Origin of the sequence: Labilibacter marinus (assembly GCF_001659685.2) — a bacterium.
GTDB lineage: Bacteria > Bacteroidota > Bacteroidia > Bacteroidales > Marinilabiliaceae > Saccharicrinis > Saccharicrinis marinus.
This window is the reverse complement of the sequence record NZ_LXYE02000001.1, coordinates 218,939-237,588: the sequence shown is the minus strand read 5'-3', so window position 1 is coordinate 237,588 and position 18,650 is coordinate 218,939. Positions and strand designations below refer to the sequence as shown.

The 18,650-nt window shown below is 34.6% G+C and carries 12 protein-coding genes; 1 reads left to right on the top strand and 11 read right to left on the bottom strand.

The window, feature by feature from the left end; genetic code table 11:
• Window positions 1–17: 17 nt before the first annotated feature.
• From rimK to A8L32_RS00895, 4 genes are all read right to left on the bottom strand, one after another.
• Window positions 18–1,391, bottom strand: coding sequence for a 30S ribosomal protein S6--L-glutamate ligase (rimK, locus tag A8L32_RS23895; protein ID WP_075589818.1), 1,374 nt, complete (start codon window positions 1,389–1,391; stop codon window positions 18–20).
• 102 nt (window positions 1,392–1,493) lie between these two features.
• Entirely contained in the window at window positions 1,494–2,141 is a 648-nt protein-coding gene (locus A8L32_RS00905; protein ID WP_075589817.1) for a response regulator transcription factor, read from the bottom strand.
• 6 nt (window positions 2,142–2,147) lie between these two features.
• Window positions 2,148–3,131, bottom strand: a complete 984-nt coding sequence (locus A8L32_RS00900) for a sensor histidine kinase (protein ID WP_075589816.1) — start codon at window positions 3,129–3,131, stop codon at window positions 2,148–2,150.
• A gap of 339 nt (window positions 3,132–3,470) precedes the next feature.
• Window positions 3,471–3,881: a hypothetical protein gene (locus tag A8L32_RS00895; RefSeq protein ID WP_075589815.1), complete on the bottom strand. Its 411-nt coding sequence runs from the start codon at window positions 3,879–3,881 to the stop codon at window positions 3,471–3,473.
• Window positions 3,882–4,153: 272 nt separating this feature from the next.
• Here A8L32_RS00895 and A8L32_RS00890 point away from each other — a divergent pair, with 272 nt between their 5' ends.
• A complete protein-coding gene (locus tag A8L32_RS00890; RefSeq protein ID WP_075589814.1) occupies window positions 4,154–4,576 on the top strand; it encodes a PepSY-like domain-containing protein in 423 nt (140 codons plus the stop codon).
• 344 nt (window positions 4,577–4,920) lie between these two features.
• On the opposite strand, the gene A8L32_RS00885 is transcribed toward A8L32_RS00890, so the two are convergent.
• From A8L32_RS00885 to A8L32_RS00855, 7 genes are all read right to left on the bottom strand, one after another.
• A complete protein-coding gene (locus A8L32_RS00885) occupies window positions 4,921–5,259 on the bottom strand; it encodes a hypothetical protein (protein WP_075589813.1) in 339 nt (112 codons plus the stop codon).
• 880 nt (window positions 5,260–6,139) lie between these two features.
• Window positions 6,140–6,466 carry a hypothetical protein gene (locus A8L32_RS00880; RefSeq protein WP_075589812.1) on the bottom strand — a complete coding sequence of 109 codons (327 nt, stop codon included), beginning with the start codon at window positions 6,464–6,466 and terminating at the stop codon, window positions 6,140–6,142.
• A 128-nt stretch (window positions 6,467–6,594) separates the two neighbouring features.
• Entirely contained in the window at window positions 6,595–7,332 is a 738-nt protein-coding gene (locus A8L32_RS00875; RefSeq protein WP_143524975.1) for a hypothetical protein, read from the bottom strand.
• Window positions 7,271–7,921, bottom strand: coding sequence for a hypothetical protein (locus A8L32_RS00870; RefSeq protein WP_075589810.1), 651 nt, complete (start codon window positions 7,919–7,921; stop codon window positions 7,271–7,273). The genes A8L32_RS00875 and A8L32_RS00870 overlap by 62 nt, the downstream gene beginning before the upstream one ends.
• A 234-nt stretch (window positions 7,922–8,155) precedes the next feature.
• Window positions 8,156–15,682 (bottom strand): S8 family serine peptidase, encoded by a 7,527-nt coding sequence (locus tag A8L32_RS00865; protein WP_083631123.1) that lies wholly within the window; start codon window positions 15,680–15,682, stop codon window positions 8,156–8,158.
• A gap of 73 nt (window positions 15,683–15,755) precedes the next feature.
• Window positions 15,756–17,195: an FISUMP domain-containing protein gene (locus tag A8L32_RS00860; protein WP_075589808.1), complete on the bottom strand. Its 1,440-nt coding sequence runs from the start codon at window positions 17,193–17,195 to the stop codon at window positions 15,756–15,758.
• 21 nt (window positions 17,196–17,216) lie between these two features.
• Window positions 17,217–18,647 carry a RagB/SusD family nutrient uptake outer membrane protein gene (locus tag A8L32_RS00855; protein WP_075589807.1) on the bottom strand — a complete coding sequence of 477 codons (1,431 nt, stop codon included), beginning with the start codon at window positions 18,645–18,647 and terminating at the stop codon, window positions 17,217–17,219.
• Window positions 18,648–18,650: the final 3 nt, after the last annotated feature.

Genomic DNA, 18,650 nt, shown 5'->3' with positions numbered 1-18,650 from the left:
GCAAACACTTTTTTTTATTATTTGGGTTGATACTTAAGCTCACGTTCAAGTGCTTCAATCATTTTTCCTGCAATATCAATATTAGAAGCTCCTTCAATACCCTCTAAACCTGGTGAAGAATTCACCTCCAATAAAAGTGGACCATTTTTACCTCTAATAATATCAACTCCAGCTACTTTTAAATTTAAGGTTTTAGCTGCTAATATGGCTATTCTGCGTTCCTCAGTAGTTATTTTTGTAATAGATGCAGTTCCGCCCATATGAATATTAGCTCTAAATTCACCTGGCGCTGCAGTACGCATAATACTCGCAACTACCTTACCATTCACCACAAAACATCTAATATCCTTTCCATTAGCTTCTTTAACAAATTCTTGAACCAATATATTAGCCCGTAAACTTTTAAAGGCATTAATTAAACTTTCTGCAGCTTTTTTAGTCTCTGCCAAAACAACACCTTTGCCTTGCGTTCCTTCTAAAAGTTTAACTATCAATGGAGCACCTCCAACCATTTTAATAAGCTCATCGGTATCTAAAGGCGAATTAGCAAAACCAGACGTAGGAATAGGTAGCCCATTATTAATCAATAATTGTAAGGCATACAGTTTATCCCGCGATTGTGTTATGGCAGATGCCGAATTAAGCGTGTAAACTCCCATAGCTGCAAAATGCCTGGTAAGTGCACAGCCATAAAATGTTGCACTAGGCCTTATTCTTGGAATAATAGCATCAAAATTACTTAAAATGCGACCTCCTCTATAATGCATCTCAGGCCTTTTTCCATCTAATTTTATATAGCAGTCCTTAAGGTTTAAAAACTCCATTTCATGACCACGCGACTGTCCTGCTTCTATAATTCTTTTATTACTGTATAAATCAGGATTGCTCGCTAACAAACCTATTTTCAGTCCGGTTGGTTTAGTTATATTAGTTGAATAAAATCCATCCAATATTTCTAGCGAATAATCTCCTAATATAAAGGAAGATTCAGGGTCAACTAACATTTTTCCTGACATAGCTTGTCGGCCAAGTAACATGCGATAACCCATGGAGTCTCTATTGGTTAAAGTAACCTCTATTTCCCAGGCTTCTTCTTTAAACGACAACATGGTTTTAATTACAAACCGAACTTCACTGGAACCGCTTGAACTTTTAACCTTCCTCTTGTCCAGCAAAGGAGCTTCGCAACGAATAGTAGTTTTACCATCATTTTGCAAAGGATGAACATCAAAGCTAACCCACGGTTGTTCATTTTTAGTAAACGTACTGATATTTACCGCATGTAAGGCTGAGGTTTTAGCTCCAGAATCAACCCTCGCTTTTATTCCTGGAATGTTTAATTGAGGAAGGTTACACCACTCCTCACTACCAATCACTATTTTAGAATTCATTGTTTACTTATATTCAAAACATTGTCAATATTGCATTTACAATTGTTTAGACATATATTTTAAAAAAAGTAACGTTTTAAAAAGTAAAAATGATTTTTAGTCTTAGTCTAATAGTCCGTTGTTAATAGCGTATTTCACCAAACCAACATTATTTTTTATCCCTAGCTTTTCTAATAAATTTCTTCTGTGCGTATCTACAGTTCTATTACTAATAAATAATTTAGCTGCAATTTCCTGATTAGAATACTCTTGACTAATTAGTTTTAATATTTCAACCTCTCTTTTTGAAAGTGGTACAGCTTTTTTCTTGGAACGTTGACTTTGAGGATTTTGAATTTGTTTCATCAAGCTCACAGATACTTCCCTGCTAAAATAACTATCACCTTTTGCCACGCATTTTATAGCTGTTAGCAGTTCATCCTTACCTGCATTTTTTAATAAATAACCTTTGGCACCAAGCTCCAACGCCTGCATAATAAACTCTGGTAAACCTAACATTGATAGTATTAGGATATTAGTATTAGGATATGCTTGAGTTAGTTTGTCTGTCACCTCAATTCCATTAGGCGTTCCCATATCAATATCGAGTATAATAACGTCATATTGGTTAGATGAAACTAAGTCGAGAACTTCGTTACCATTAGAAGCCTCCGTAATAGATTCTACCTCTTTCTCCTTACTTAATAAAGCTTTAATGCCTTCTCTAAAAATTTTATGGTCGTCGGCCAATAAAATATGTAATTTATCCATTGCTTGTTATGTTAGTGGTATTTCTATGCTAACCACAGTTCCTCTACCTTTAACAGAGTCTATATTAAATTCTCCATCCAATAATCTTACCCTAGTTTCTACATTTGTTAAACCTATTCCTTGGTGATTGTCTTCCAACTCTGACATATCAAAACCAACGCCATCATCTTCCACCATAAGGATGATACTTTGTTTATGCAAAATAATTTGTACCAATATATGAGAAGCTTTAGCATACTTGATGGCATTATTTAATAGTTCTTGTGCACATCTGTAAATACTTAGTTCCAGATCAACTACAAAACGATTTTCGGTGGTTAAATTAGAATAAAACTCAAAGTTGGCCTTTCTGGATTCGTTGAGCTTAAATAATAAACTATGAAAGGCAGAATATAAACCAAACTCATCTAATGTTCTAGGAACCAATTTATGCGACAATACTCTTAAGTCTGCTGCTACCAAATCTATAGTCTCGCTTATACTTTTTAAAACTTCTGGTTGTTTAAAATCTGTATCACTTATTTCATCAAGTACCGAGTCAAAACTTAACTTAATAAAAGATAACATAGGCCCCACTCCATCATGAATTTCCCTACCAATTCTTCTGCGTTCATTTTCCTGTCCTTCAAGAATAGCTTGTACAGACTCTGCTTCAACCTCTTCACTGGCAATTTCAGGCTCAACCTTTATTATTATATCCTCATCGGATATAGTGCCATGTATGAGTAAAGTATTTTGCGGGCTCAAAATATGCTTTATTTCAAACTCCTTATTATTCTGAGATTTAAAGATATTTACCGTAGAAACAATCTTTGTATATATAGTAGATGTACACAACAAATCTATACTATCGAGGTTTAGATACGTCAACAAAGTATTGTTACAAACTAACACTTCGTTATTTCCATCTAACACCATAATACCAATGGGTATATCATTCAATATTTTCTTTATCTGCGTCTCTGAAAAAGAGGCATTTTTTTCATCCATATTCTTAAACCCTAAAATATTTTATAAATGTAAAAAATGTAATGAAAATACTGTGACCTTTTAGCTTAACGAATGTCTAAAAAAGAAATGTTTCATCAATTAATAATTGTATTAAACCTTTTACAAATGTCTAAAACCATAAAACGTCAAATATTAAAGAAAAAGGTGAAAACTCCTTTTAAGAAGGAGAAAGGTTCAAAGCCTAACCTTCGTTATCACCTTTTAAAGGAAGTTGAAGATCAGTAAACTTCTGACTCCCTATATGCAATAGGCCTTTCATTATCAAATTGAGTCTATAAGCCGGTTATTATGAGTTCCTTCAAATAATCGGCTTTTTAATTAGTCTGAGTTAAACATAAATTTATCTTCACATAATAACAGAGTGGTTACATGCATTTGCTCTTCAGCTAAGTAAATCATATTAGGATCTGACATACCTGCAACAACCATCATCAAACAACCAGAAGAACTAATTTCCTGGATGTTTTTTATAATATTATTTTTTGATAGTATAACTTCGTATGGTACATTCTTTTTATACAATATCTTATTGATGATATTTAAATAGCTAATTTTTGTATGGTAGGTGTCTTTAAAATCATTTCTTAGATTGTTTCCTGATTTATCATTAAAAGAACAAATACAACTTAATTTTGAATTAGATGCCAATGCTAATTCTGATGCATACTCTAATACATATTTCGACTTAACATTGCCATAGAAAGGAACTATTATCTTTTTTACAGGCATACTTTTTCTTTAACTAATTAGACAACAAAGACGACTATGGTCACTATTGAAAACTCAAAACACCACTCGTTCTTACTACACATCGCCTTGTTATCATCACTTAAGTTATATTCTGATGTAAAAATAAATTCAGCACCTAAGTATTTATAAGCTTGTAAAAATCAAGGAAGGCTGCACGTTTTTGTTAAGAGGAACATTATTTCTTTAGTAAAAGAGTGACCATTATAAAAAAGTAAGTCTCAAGGTTATATTTAATTCTTAATAAAGACAAAATGAAAAAACAATTGCTTATTATTTCGGCGTTACTTTTTGCAGTAACAGTAGTATTTGCACAAGACATCAATGTGCCAAAGGCTGTAAAATCAGCTTTTGATAAAAAATTTCCTGACGCAGAAAAACCTGTATGGAAGAAAGCCAAAGATAACTACATGGTTCAGTTTAAGGATGAAACCAAGCATCAGGCATTTTTCGCTCCAGATGGTAAGTGGCTAAAAACTGCAGCTGTGATATTTGAAGATGAATTGCCAGAAGCTACTTCTGATTACATATTAGAAACCTATGAAGAGTTTGAGTTAAAACAAGCTCAACAGATAACCAATAATAAAGGTAAAATTAGCTATATGGTTATTCTTTTAATTGGTGAAGATAAGGTTAAACTTACCTTTGATGAATTAGGAGAATATATAGATAAATAGGTGTGTATTATTTCTCTGGGTGCTGTATATAGGCACCCTTTTTTTTTGTACATAGGTCATATACATGGGGTCTATATTACATTTTACTCTATAGGTAACTACCCTTTTAATAACTCCTACACCCTTGATATTATGACAATTACAACTCACTCCATAAGCTATGTTTCGAGTATGTTTAATCCCCAATAGAATCCTCCGTTTCTATTTCAAACTCTATAATAGAGTTATTTTATCTATAGTTCTAACCAAAAAAAGGATATAAAGTAAATGCCTTATATACGCACAAGAAACTTATAATGCGCCTTTAGTCTTAAAAATTTTTCCACCATTTTTATTATAAACTATTATCTAAAACGGATATTGTAATTTTTAATCAAATGAGGAATATCTTCGTGATAAATCTTTTTATTCGTTTCAAAATCTAGTTCTTTTGGTTCATCAGCAGTAAGTTTATTAATCAGATCTCGCATTTTACTCATCCTATTAGGAACTTGCGATAATTCTTGTTGGCCATTCTTCTCAAGAATATAAATATCCACTGTTGTTAGATGCGTACCTCCTAAAAAAGTTTGAATTGGTACTTGATATAAATTAATGCGACCTAAACTAATTGTTTTAGCAAATACGTATGTATATTTTGCCCCATACAATTCTGTTTTAATCTTAATATCCTTAAGAACCACAAAATCGTCACCTTTTACATGGTAACCTCTTAATTGAAAAGGTTTATAGGTGAAATTCTGTTCGTCTATTTTTACACCTAGCCATTTCTGATCTCCAGGTTTAATTAAACATTCTATTTCATTACCTTGAAGATCTATGATGGCTCCAGGAAAATACCCTTCGCTTTGAGCTGAACAACAAAAAATGCTAAGTGTTAACAGAAAGATAAAAGTAAATTATTTCATAATATAGTTCGAATTGTTTATTTCTATGTTTTCAGTTATTTTTTATTTTCCTAAATATTTTGAGATATAATTCAGTCTTTATCGGATGATTTTATTGTATTAAATCCATAACTAGATTAAGTATACAATCATTTAAAACAACTCAATTTCAATCAAAACAGGCATACAATTCAGAAATTAATTTATCGTAATACATTAAATTACAAATCAATATAAGATTCCCAGTGAGTAAAAATAGCAAATTATTTTACTCCCGATTTACTCACCAGAAAATATGATTTATATTGATTTAAACGGATACAACTAAAAACGTAAACTACTATATATCATACATTTTAGTTTATTACGAAGTAATTTGAAATATAAAAAGTCGCGATATGCGATATTTACTCAATGTTGATGTTTAAATTTCCTCAAAATATAGGAAGTTTAGACCTTTTTATTCACTCTCTCCTGCAACCATAGCACAGTGAAAACCATATGCCATATTTGAAAAAGTTAGATCAAATCGGAGCGAAACTTATTTGATCTTCTGAATTAACTATTACTGCTAAAATCTTAAAAATGGCTACCTATCTCCCACAATAGGCAGCCCCACCAAAACAACAAGAGGCCACATAGGACTCTATTGTTAAATCATTTAACTAATAAGCTCCTATTCTGCACATTCAACTGCTAGTTGTTTATTGATAAGCTTAATCCAATCGTCTGGGTACTTAACAAATAACATAATATAGCGCTCATTATAACTCAGTTTAATTCCCTTCTTTAAAAATCCTAACACTTTAAAAATTCCTACATTTGATATTTTTGATAGGATGAACTCCTGTTGAATATCCCCATCTTTGCTAGTAAATTTCAGATGTTTATTAGATAAAATAAGCTTGCCTTTTTCTCGACAATTTGAATAAATTAACTTTCCCGAGGCTTCCACCAATATATTATCTGGTTTAATCGTGTTTATTTCTACATTATTGCTCATATCTTAAACCTCTATCAATTATTATTAATCTCTATGCGTTATCACCTGTATTTATAGGGTCTTAAAACTTACCTTTACCCTTAACTTCATCACCTTGAAACACACAATTCATACATAAACTAAGCCCTTCAGACCACTAACATCTTTATTGTTGTCACCCAATATTTGGGATATTCTAGATAAAGAATTCCATCATGATCATTAATTCTTATACCATCTGGAATCTTCAATATTTTTGACTTACTTATTGTTACTGATTTGTTATTGCTGCCAATTTCAAATTCCATTATCAAATCATTTAAACTGACAAATGATAATCGTTTATTGGTAAGAACCAAACGACCTTTATATTTTTTATTATCAGCTGAAATCCATGTCGCAGCACCACTTGCTACTTCTCTTTCCAAAGACAAAAAGCCTCGATGTTTATAAAGCTGCTTAAAATCAACCCTATTCCTAAAAATCATTATTAAAAAAGCAATGATGCCCATTTTGTAGATTTCAGTGTTGACTTGTAGATCAAAGAAGGCATCTGATATACAAAAAGAAACGCCTCCTATTAGACCCAATATAACTAAGTTGAAAAAATATCGCTGCTTAAAAAGCCACTGCGGAGGATTTAGGTATGCTACAATTATTTTTTTTATTAAATAAGCAAACACACCAATTGAGATCAATACAATGATTTGTGTATTTGACATACCGTAAGCGTAACGAAAGAGTGTTACTAAACCAATCGTTGATACAACTAACATAAGAATTTCAACAATACGTATTCTAACCATAAATATATCCTTGAGTATTTTAAGCTTTTTGCTGGGTGATTTTTCGGTTCCAATACTTTGGAAAGGCAACCGCCAACTCATCCTTATCATTAATTATAATGTCTTTGGGAATTTTAAGTCTTTGGGAAAAAACTATCTTGACTTTAGTATCTTTTAAATTATAGGTCAGTTTATCCTGAAACGAATTTGAATACCAAACCAAATCATTTTGTGTTAATACTAAAACTCCTTCTCGACCATGAATATCGGTAGTAGTGATACGTGATGAATCCATAAGTAAAATCGTATCTGAGAAAACTCGTCTTGCTTTCTTACTTAACAGTCTCTTTGAAATGTATGAAATCCCTCCAACAGTAAATATTCCAGAAAACATTGACGCTGCAAGAATCTTTAGTAAGTCATTGATACTAATCAACGGATTATCTAAATATTTACCAGCAAACATCCCTACTCCTATTAGCAATCCCAAACCGGCTCCTTTTATGATAAACATAAATTTATAGATCAAGTCATTCGGCTTTGCATAGGCGTTAAATAATGCTGTCGACACTCCGCCCAATATGCCTAATGCTAAGATTACTAACATGTATAACCAATCATATTCTAAATATTTAATTAGTACGAGCATTACAATTGTTACTAGAACCAAAACAATAATATCCTTTCTCATCTTTACTATTAATTTCTAATACAATTTATTCTACTTTTTTTTAAAAAACTACCAGTAAGCATTTATAGTAAGATGTGGCTTCGAACAGTTTATAATATAAATACTGGTATCATTCGTGTACTCTACTAAACTCAATAGTAACAAGAGCTTTATAAGTTTCAGTAAAAAACGGGAGAAGAGTACGCCCCCCTCCTCCCTTAACTTGTTTATTAATCGAAAACTGACTCTTTATATTTATCTTACGTTCAGTTTTTTTGTTTCAATTAAGACACCATTTACCAAAAGTCGACATAAATAAATCCCTTGAGTATAGCGCTCTACATTAAGTTGATTGCTGTATTCTCCTTTAGTAATATTATTATACTGAATCATTTCTACCTTATAACCTGTAGCGCTATAAACTTCAATTAAAACGTTAGCATCTTCATCCACTTTATAAATAACATTACATTCGCCGTTAGAAACTGGATTAGGATAGACCATTAAATACTGATCATCACCCAAAATATTATCCGACGGTTTTTGATTACCATCTAGAGATGCATTTACAGCATCTGGATCATCAATTACCTGCACATAAACACCATACACCACAAACCCGTCTTCTTTACCATCGTCGGCAGCGAATGCGAGAAACCCTGTACCTGCAGTAAGTGGATTTAAGTTAATATATTTGGAGCCTAATGACATATCTACTATTTCGGGCGTATAATTACCTGCTAAAAATTGAAGTGCGTCACCATCAGGATCCGAAAAGACATCTGTAGGATCGATAGTCAATGCTCTTGGATCAGCTAAATTTAAAGTGATCACAGCAAATTCCTCGTTTAATACTGGTGCTCTGTTTTTATCTTCAACTTGAATCACAATAGTATCGCTCGAAATACTACCAGAAGCGTCTGTCAGCATCACTGGGTAAGTATAAGTGCCTTCGTCATTATAGTCGGTTTTAATCTTAACCTGAGCAGTAGTATTGCCCGTTACTTCATACTTTAACTGTGGCCCTTGATTAGAACTATCTAAAGTAAAACTGATTGATTCCCCTTCTGGATCCTCATACAGATAATTAAGTAAAAGCTCTTCTGTTTCTCTTACGCGTATAGTATCCTTATAAATGTTTGGGTAAAATTTAAATTCAGGCGCTCCATTAATCGTTAATGCAATATTAAACTCACTTGAAGAATTATTAACATCATTACTTAATGAGATTATTTTACCAACATGCGCACCTTTTCCCGCGGCTAAAGGATAAATAGTAGCAGAAACTTCTACAGACTCATTCGCTTGTAATTCTCCACTGTATTTATCCAACTCAATCCAGGAGTCTTCACCTGCTGCAGTTAAAGGTCTAATTTTCCAAATTAAATCCTCATAATGTGGCCACCAATAATACTCCTCTTCTCCAACATGATTACCTGAAAAACAATTGGATTTTAAATTTTCATCAGTCACATTTTCAAACCCCATATATTTCGTGGATTTGTTTTGGTAAATTGTAACAAAAAACTGTTCTCCTTCAGGGATAGTAATAGGTTGTGACAAAGAAAAGAATACCCACTTTTCGTCCACAACTTTATCTACCACATACAACTCTTCGTAAAGCTTTTCTCCATCTTGAGGCAAGTCACCACCCATCCAAATTTCTACCTTAACAATCTCATCTACATTCAACAAGCAAGTATATGCTTTAACATGTGTTAAAAAGAAACCTCCTTGCGGTGCCGTAAAACGATTCGAAAATCCTTTATTATTACCTTCAATCCAAGGGATTAAAACTCCATCAGCATTTTCCTTTTTATCTAAAAATAAAGAGTCTACTGTTATGGGGTAATTCAAAGTAAAATTACCTTCCTCTTCGATGATCACAGGAAATTCAGATTCTCCACCACTTGGTGCAACTGCTGGAGCAAAATTATATTTAAGCTTAGTTTCCCCTTTATTTTTAACGGTAAAACTATATTCTGCTACCTCTGTATTATTTAATGAATAGGATTGATCCGTAGCATCCCAACTAAATATTGGAGAATCTACAATTGAAGTACTTACTGATGTTTGTTGACTTTCGAAATTACCTAGCCAATTGATTGATCCAGCTACATTTTGTTGTTCTTTAACTGGAATTTCAATTATTAATTCATATGCCTCCCAAGGTTCAATAACAATATCTTTAAATAACTCACCTGCATTGCTTTTTATAATCTTTTCACCATTTGTTTCATATAATACTAAATCATCAAGTTGTTGATATTCTACTTTATTTAGGTGCAATACATCAAAACCCTTATTCACCAATTTAATTTTACGGTTTAATAACAAGTTTGATTTATAAACAGTTTCGTCCCAATCAAGCGGTGTAACTACATCTAAAATGGGTTTTCCTGTAACATTAAGCTGGATAGGAACCTGGTATAAAGCTTGCGACTGGCTATTGGTTAGCAATTCAACAGTATCTCTATACACTCCTGATTTATAGATACGTTCAGCAGACAACACTAGGTCTAATTCTTTTTGACCCCCGCTTACAATTGAATCTTTTAAAGGTGGTATAAAACTTATACTACTCTTATTTGATAACTTCGACCAGGTTAAAATCCATGTTTTCTCGTTTTCAACCGTCTCCTCTTCATCTGGGCTTTCCAATCCATACTGTAATCCGCCACTAAAGGGATCAATATTATTGTAATGGAAATGGATTGTACCATCAGCCATTATTTCTAATTGGAATGTTAATATACCTAAGCCTCCTTCTTCTGGAGTAAAATTATCCCATTGAAGAACCAGCCTTGATTCGTCCATCTTGAGCATAACACCTTTACCATCTTCTGGTGGCAATATTGGCGACCAGAAAGGAGCAATCATACCACTTAAACCATCCTCTTTTGCAAACTCAAAACTCCAATGATCTGACTCGGGCTCAATAACAGTTACATAACCATTTTTTGAAACCCAGATAGTATTATAGTATTCGCCAAAGAATGGAAATTGAAATGGCAATTCAATTTGTTTTTGCTCATCCTGCTCAATGCTCAGCACTTCAGCATCATCACTAATATCCTCCCACTTAAAATAAGGTTTATCTGAATCACTTATGCGCCACCAATAACCATAATAAGAATCATGACTATTATTTCCAATTGCTCGATCTAATTCCTCAGCTTCAACATACGACAACCAATTACCTTTAAAGGTATATTCTAACAATTCTCCCTTGTCATGATTAGTCAACGTAATTGGTAAACGAAGGCTTTCTCCAGCATTTATGTCAACAATTATATTCTCTGCTACAGTAATATCATAAGTAACATCCTCGATACACTTGCCATTGAGCACAATACTTTTTGTTGTACCATCACTGAAACTGATATGTGCCAAACTCTCTTCTTCTGAAGCATCGATTGGAGTATAAACAACTTTTAATGGCTGCTTGGATTTAGCTTTTATAACAAGTGGCAACGATCCGCTAAATACAAAGTTTGGGTTATCAAAACTGATAGCATCAACCGTAACATTTGATGAGCCTACATTTTCTGCAACAATAAAACCTTCTACATTACGCCCCAATTTAATTGTATCAAAACTAATTGTATCATTTACAATTAGTTTAGGTGTACCTGTAACATTGATGGTCAGCGGAAATAACTCCTCCTTATTAAGCGTATTGGTCTTTACTACAACATTATTTTTATACACTCCTTCCGTAAGCCCCATAGACGCAGGGTCAAGTTCTATTTGCACTGGAGTTTGTCCGCCTGCGTTTATAAGACCTTTAGTTGGCGTTGCCGACACAACCATACTAACATCTGTTAGCGGCTGAAAGCTAAGCACCTTACCATCATATAGATTTTTATCTATTTCTTCATAATCTTTATATATGAGTAAATCATCTCCAATTAGGCCCTGTATACCGACTCTGTAATCCCAATCTTCTTGTAAATCACTCACCTTATTATACCTAAATTCTATTGAACCATCTCGAGATAAAACAATCTGGTATTCTAAACTGCCTTCAGATTGATTTGGAGGATTTCCTGGTTTTTTAATATCTGCCCTAACCGTAAAAACAGATCTATCACCAAAAGAGTAAACATACACTTGTGCTACTGATAAATAGTAACCTTGTATCCTCACAGGGACAAGAACTCCCTTGGCATATCCATAATATTCCGCATCTACATCATCGTAAAAAAGGCCATCGTAATAAAAAAACAATTCCCCTCGGGTACTGATATAGGCTTTATTTAACGTTTCGGAAAAGAATGGAAAGTTCATACCCAATTCAAATCCTGTTGCTTTTACTTCTTCTTGATTATAAGCTTTACCATAAGCTGTTATATCGTCCCATGCTCCTTCTATAGGTCCATCTATCTCTTTCGAAGATAGTATTTCATACGCTAGTTTATATGGAAATAAACCTTTAGAAGTATTCAAGGTATTATAATGACTAAGGTCGTATTCAAGTTGAGTACTAACTCCCTTATTACTGAGCTGAAGGTTAAACGCATTCTTTTCTCCATAAACTATATCTACCACATTATTGGCATTCATCTCCAAAACTGGAGCATCTACAATAGAAAATTCACAGGCCAAATTAACATCTCCTATATTTGTTCGTAATGTTACCTGAGTTTCAATAAAACCAGTTAATTCAGGAACATATGAGAATGGTACCTCTCCTTTCATATTAGGCGTAAATACAACAGTGTCATTAAAAGCCTTACTAATACCCGGAGTAGTTGAGATAACATCAAACACTTCCAAATCAGCTAAACCCTTATTTTGGATATCTAATAACAATGTATTGGATTCGTTGAAATACGCCTTATACGGATAACTTTTATTTGTATCAATTTCCGGCACCTGTCCTGACACATTTACCTTAACTTCAATATTAACGACTGGTTTATGAATATCATTGGTTAGTATACCTAATGAAGCCAAGTGTTTACCATTAGTCAGGTTTGTTGCATCCACTAAAACATCTGCATTAACAGACTGCCCTGAGGGTATCTCACCTGATGTAGGATCAAGAAAAACATATGATCCATCGTCACCAGAACTTAATACCGACAGCATAGGTAACTTTGGTGTAGAGAAAAATGTAGAAAGAGTTCTATAACTTACTTCATTATCTTTTGAAACAACACAATATCCATATTCCAATTCTCCATTTTGCAACACCAATGGATAGCTCATCTCTTTAGGAAAATGCAGTATCACCCAAAATATTTCATTATCCTCAAATAGTTGAGGCCTATAAAGTGGTATTCGATAGTATTGAAGCACATTGGTTGTATCAGGATAATACTCTTGCATGTAAACAGTTTCGCATTCCTGAACCCATTTTGAACCTTTCCTAAGTTCAATGATAATTGGTTTATCATTCACTTCTGGTAGCAATGCTACTTCAAGATGTGTAACGTTTAATGAATAATCATAGGGTATATCAAATCGGGTTGCAGCCACAACTCCAACATTTGAATTCCCTGAACCTAGTAAAGTAGCTGGAGGATTAGCATTTTGATAAGACAATCCCGCTATCCACTCGGTATTGTCATTTTTCCAATGCGATAAATCTGAAGTTGTAGCAGCTGTAGATTTTAAGGAAGGAATTTCCTTAAAAATAGCTTGATTTGTTTCATACAATGCAGGATTAGCTTCAGCCTCTTCCTTTTTTTCTTGTATCGAAGCTGCAATCTCCTGATTTACATCTTCCTCTTCTGGTTCCCAATAAAATTTTTCATTTCGAATCGTAGAGTTGTAGTAAATAATACCATCACCAATATTAGATAGACCAATTGGCACCTTCACGGTTGAGCTTTGTGTAACATCAACATCAACACTAACCAACCGTGTTGATTCCATAAAATGTGGTAAGTTAGATGTGGTAACTTTTAATACATTTGATATATCTGAGAAATTATCGAACTGATCTGCTGACTTAAGGGCAAACCAATAATCCGTTAACTTCCTGAAACCAGATATTTTGATATTATAGGTTTCGCCAGCACGCAACTCATTCTGCAGCAAGTACAAAGCCTGGTTATCAAAATTTTGTTCCGTTATATTTTCACCGGCAATACAAAGGTAATAGTATCGAGGTTCACCATTATCCTCATCAACAGGCACTGTCCACTCTAATCTAATTTCGTCATGAAATATTTCTGAAGCATTTAAATCGCTTATTGCTTCCGGAGGAATACGGTTATCATCAGCTAAAGCATTTGCTGCATTTAGTGCGCCTGATCCATATTTATTATTGTGCTGAAAAGTAAAACGCTGTGTGGAATTAAGGATGAATCGCTTTAAATCTTCAGCTGAAAAATCATCTCCCCCAAATTTTGCAATAACTAAAGCTGCAACACCCGAAACGTGAGGACAGGCCATAGATGTACCATCCATATAGCCATATTTATCATTTGCCAAGGTACTTAAAATACCACCTTCTTCTCCAAAGTCTGGCTGATATCCTCCAGGACCAGCTATAGAAGACCAATCTCCATAATTAGTATATCCTGCAGGCATACCGTTGGGTCCTAAAGCTGTTACCGCTATAGTTTCATCAAATGCAGCAGGATACCTATCCAACTCAACTCCCTCATTTCCTGCAGCAAATACAACAATTCCACCTTTCATTGGACTTCCTTCGTATTGGCCAGCTTCTGCAATAAAGTATTTTATAGCATCGTATACCTCAGGCTCATAGTAGCCTACTCCATCGTAACCCCAAGAGTTTTGGGAAATTACAGCACCATTATCGGCACCATAAACTATTGCCTGCGCAAAATTAGTACCTCCACGTGCTCGATGATCAAACACCTGGCAAGAGATCATTTTTACACCATTGCCACTTCCGTCGCCTCCTGCAACACCAGAAACCCCAATTCCATTGTTCGATACAGCTCCCACTGTACCAGCTACATGCGTTCCATGATCTCCTGGCACAATAGCCCCTTCCATCCGAAAGTTAAAACCATGAAAGTCGTCTATGTAACCATTCATATCATCATCAACACCTTCTTCACCATTTATTTCAGCTTCGTTTCGCCAAATATTATCCTGAAGGTCTTCATGATACACATCTACTCCTTGATCAACAATAGATACAATAACATCTGAACTACCTGTTGTCTGCTTCCATGCCTCGAACAAATCAATATCGTAACCATCCTCCATTAAACTCCCATCACTTTGGTAATGCCATTGCATATTTAGCAAAGGATCATCAAAAAAAGGTTCGTAATTTGAAGAAGTAATAGTACTAGCAGACGATGATACAACTTTTGTTGCCCCTGTATTTAAAACCTTTACCTTATACGGAACAGCTTCTTTGTCTGAATCAATTCTTACTTTTTTATAAATAGGCTTAACTAACTCAAGCTCCTGAAGTCCGTCATATTGTTTAACAATATCGAGAGGGTTAATCGCCTCATCAAACTCCAACTCCATCCATAAATGTAAATCGTACTCCCTATGTTTAGCTTCATTTTTTAAAGAAAACGGAAACACACGCTTTATACGTATAATTCCAACATCTTGACTAATGTTATCGATACTTTGTATACCTAAATTAGAACCATCACTAACACTTGTTGCCGATTTTAATTGAGAATTAACATTGACTAATTGCTCGCGCTTAAGCTTGATGCGTATCCTTCCCTTTTCACAGTCCTCCTGGCTAACAACACCCTGTCCCATAACAACATTAGTAACCATTATCAGGAGTGTGATGAAAAAGTATATATGTCTATTTTTCTTATTCATTTCTTATTATTTTAATCCCCATTTCTATAAAGATCTCCAGCGTAACCCATCCATTTGTTTTTAATGAGCCTACTTACTCCTGAATCTCGCGCACATATCTCACTGATAACTTAAAAAATTTGGTAGGAAGATATCCTGAACCTGGAGTAGCAGAACTAGATGTTACTTCAAATACGGAAGCATAATCATATATTTCAGTATAATCACTCAGCCAGTATAATCCCGATTTATCCTGACCCACAAAAGAATTCCTAAAAGATGGGTCGGATGGAATTGCCAAATTATAGTATCCAGCATAATTTAGATCGATCCCAGTATCTCCACCTTCTTTAATTTTTGGATCTGCATATAAATCTCCCCCCAAAGCAACAACCATGTTATTGAACTCCATACCACTTGGCAAGCGCCACCCTTCAGGTGCATTATCCATTGCATTATGCCAGTCGTATAAGCGCCCATAGTATTTTCGCTCATCTTCATTTTCTAAGGGATGACCATCCTCCACAATACTTCTTTCATCGTGACCATAATACCACGAACCATAACCAGGCTCCTCTGCATAGTTATAATTATCAGCCATCCATTCCAGGCCATTTACTACGGTAAATCGATAGCTCTGACCATCTCGCTCATCAATCCACATGCCCCACTTACCTCTGAAGCGTAGATCAACGGTATCAACTGATTGCAAACCAGCCAAATCTACAGTCCACGTTAAGGTATATGCAGTATCAGCAAGCCCTTCAAATAGAGAATTATCAATTGCTTCGGAATGCACAGTACCTTGTTGTCCCTTTATAATGTTCCAATTTCCAGTTGCTCCGGCAGGTAAAAAACCTTCGAGCGTGAAAAACTTGGTCTTCGCTGTTTTTGAGGCAACAATGTCCAAGTTATCTTCTCCTGCAAAGGCCTTTAGTTCATCGGTAACAAACTGTATTTCTTTAAAAGCTTCTTTTGATCCATAACTTAGTGTCCAACGCAAAGTGTATTCATTAAATTTATCTCCAATAAAAACGGACTCATTGTTTTCCTCACCAACAATTTCAGCACCATCTCCACTCACAATACTCCATTGCCCTTTAGCGCCAAAACGCGGTGCTTCAGCTTCGAGATAAAACGAGATATTATTATGAAGTGTATCTTGAGGAATACTTGTTATGATGGGATTTAATGGTTTAAATGACACATCAATTGAAGCCGATTTATACTCCCCTCGCTCACTTAATTCCCAGGCCAACACATACTTTTCTCCTGGCTCACCATAAAAATTGGTTTTAGGATCATTTACGTTTTCAAATCGACCATTTTCTCCTATATACACTCGCCAAGTACCCTGTTGCCCTTTTGGAGCAGGTACTGCGTTTAATTCAACAACATATCCTTCGTTCTCAACATCCAATAAATTCGTTCCTGCAACTGGATTAAGTATAATCGGTTCCTCATCTTTACTACAACCTGCAATAGCTATAATCGCTAGCAAAAGCAATAAAGACTTTAGAGTTCTATATTTCATATCGAACAGTATTATTTTTTACTAGTAACCAATATTTTGATCCTCATTAGTCAACTCTACATTGTTATCAATCTCTGATTGTGGTATAGGGTAGGTTAAGCGATAATCATCCTCATCTTCAGCACTAAAATCAAACTTTACCCAATGATCACCCTCTCTTATAAATCGACTTTGTCTTCTTTTTATATCATTCCACCTAAAACCTTCTCCAAACAGTTCTTTTCGTCTCTCCACTAGTATTTCATCCACCAAGTCCTGACCCGTAGCTGTACTTTTTACGACACTCGGGTTAGCTCTGGACTGAATTGTATAAAGTGCATCCTGAGCTTCTTTATTATTTCCTAGTTCAGCCTCACATTCTGCTGCAATCAAGTACATCTCGGAAGCTCGAATACTAATACGTTCGGCATTACCTACAGATTGATTATGTAAGAATTTTAGAATCAAATTGCGATCCTTATCAATTTCTGGTTCTATTAAAAAATAGTTAGAACGTACATCATTACTAGAAAATAGATCTACAAACTTGTTGTTAGCTCGCATTGAACTGTAACCATAGATTGGATAATAAAAAGATGGAATAGTTAAGTAGGTATTATTATCCTCCTGAGTATAAGCAACTGTAAATATGGTTTCGGAATTACGATAATAAAAACCATCAAATAAATTCGCCACAGCAACCAAATCTACATCTGTATAAGCTTCAACTGCCATATCCCTGGCTTTTTCCCACTGCTGCATATTTAAATATACGCGTGCCAAAATGGCCTGTGCAGCTCTTTTATCAAAGAAACCTTTATCATCTATATCATCACGATACTCCAAGAGATTAATAGCCGATAATAAATCAGCTTCCATCTGAGCATAAACCTCAGATAATGGAGCTCGTGATAAGTCGGCATCATTATGCAAAAGCGGCTCTGTTGCCAATAAAATGGACGGAGCTTCAGGATTGGAAATGTACGATGGAGCAAACATCTGAACCAACTTAAGCATTACAAATGCCCGCATCGCCTTGGCTTCCCCTTCTAATCGGTTCTTTTGATCTGATGTGGCATCAGGAATACTTTGTGCATTAGCCACAATTTTATTGGCATCGAATATCACCTTATATCCTGCCCACCATGGATAATCCGAAGCACTATAATTGGGTAAAATATTCATCTGATAAACAGCAACGAACCAATTATAATTATTATCTGGACTGATCATTAAGTCATCCCCAACAAGATCACCGAATATAGGCACATAAAGACCTTCAAATTCAGGACTGCTTAATTGATCATACACTCCAACCAAAGCGGCCTGTGATGTTTCATAAGCCTTAAACACTTCTTCTTCTTCAATCGCTGTTTGTGGTTCAGGGTTAAGCAACTCTTCATTACATGATGTGATGAAGAAAAATAATGCGAATACACTGAACCAGCTATATATATGTTTTGAACTTTTCATCTT

Excerpts from the sequence above, each read along its gene's own strand:
- rimK (WP_075589818.1), bottom strand. The coding sequence starts at position 1,391 with ATGAATTCTAAAATAGTGATTGGTAGTGAGGAGTGGTGTAACCTTCCT.
- A8L32_RS00905 (WP_075589817.1), bottom strand. The coding sequence starts at position 2,141 with ATGGATAAATTACATATTTTATTGGCCGACGACCATAAAATTTTTAGA.
- A8L32_RS00900 (WP_075589816.1), bottom strand. The coding sequence starts at position 3,131 with ATGGATGAAAAAAATGCCTCTTTTTCAGAGACGCAGATAAAGAAAATA.
- A8L32_RS00895 (WP_075589815.1), bottom strand. The coding sequence starts at position 3,881 with ATGCCTGTAAAAAAGATAATAGTTCCTTTCTATGGCAATGTTAAGTCG.
- A8L32_RS00890 (WP_075589814.1), top strand. The coding sequence starts at position 4,154 with ATGAAAAAACAATTGCTTATTATTTCGGCGTTACTTTTTGCAGTAACA.
- A8L32_RS00880 (WP_075589812.1), bottom strand. The coding sequence starts at position 6,466 with ATGAGCAATAATGTAGAAATAAACACGATTAAACCAGATAATATATTG.
- A8L32_RS00875 (WP_143524975.1), bottom strand. The coding sequence starts at position 7,332 with ATGAGTTGGCGGTTGCCTTTCCAAAGTATTGGAACCGAAAAATCACCC.
- A8L32_RS00870 (WP_075589810.1), bottom strand. The coding sequence starts at position 7,921 with ATGAGAAAGGATATTATTGTTTTGGTTCTAGTAACAATTGTAATGCTC.
- A8L32_RS00865 (WP_083631123.1), bottom strand. The coding sequence starts at position 15,682 with ATGAATAAGAAAAATAGACATATATACTTTTTCATCACACTCCTGATA.
- A8L32_RS00860 (WP_075589808.1), bottom strand. The coding sequence starts at position 17,195 with ATGAAATATAGAACTCTAAAGTCTTTATTGCTTTTGCTAGCGATTATA.
- A8L32_RS00855 (WP_075589807.1), bottom strand. The coding sequence starts at position 18,647 with ATGAAAAGTTCAAAACATATATATAGCTGGTTCAGTGTATTCGCATTA.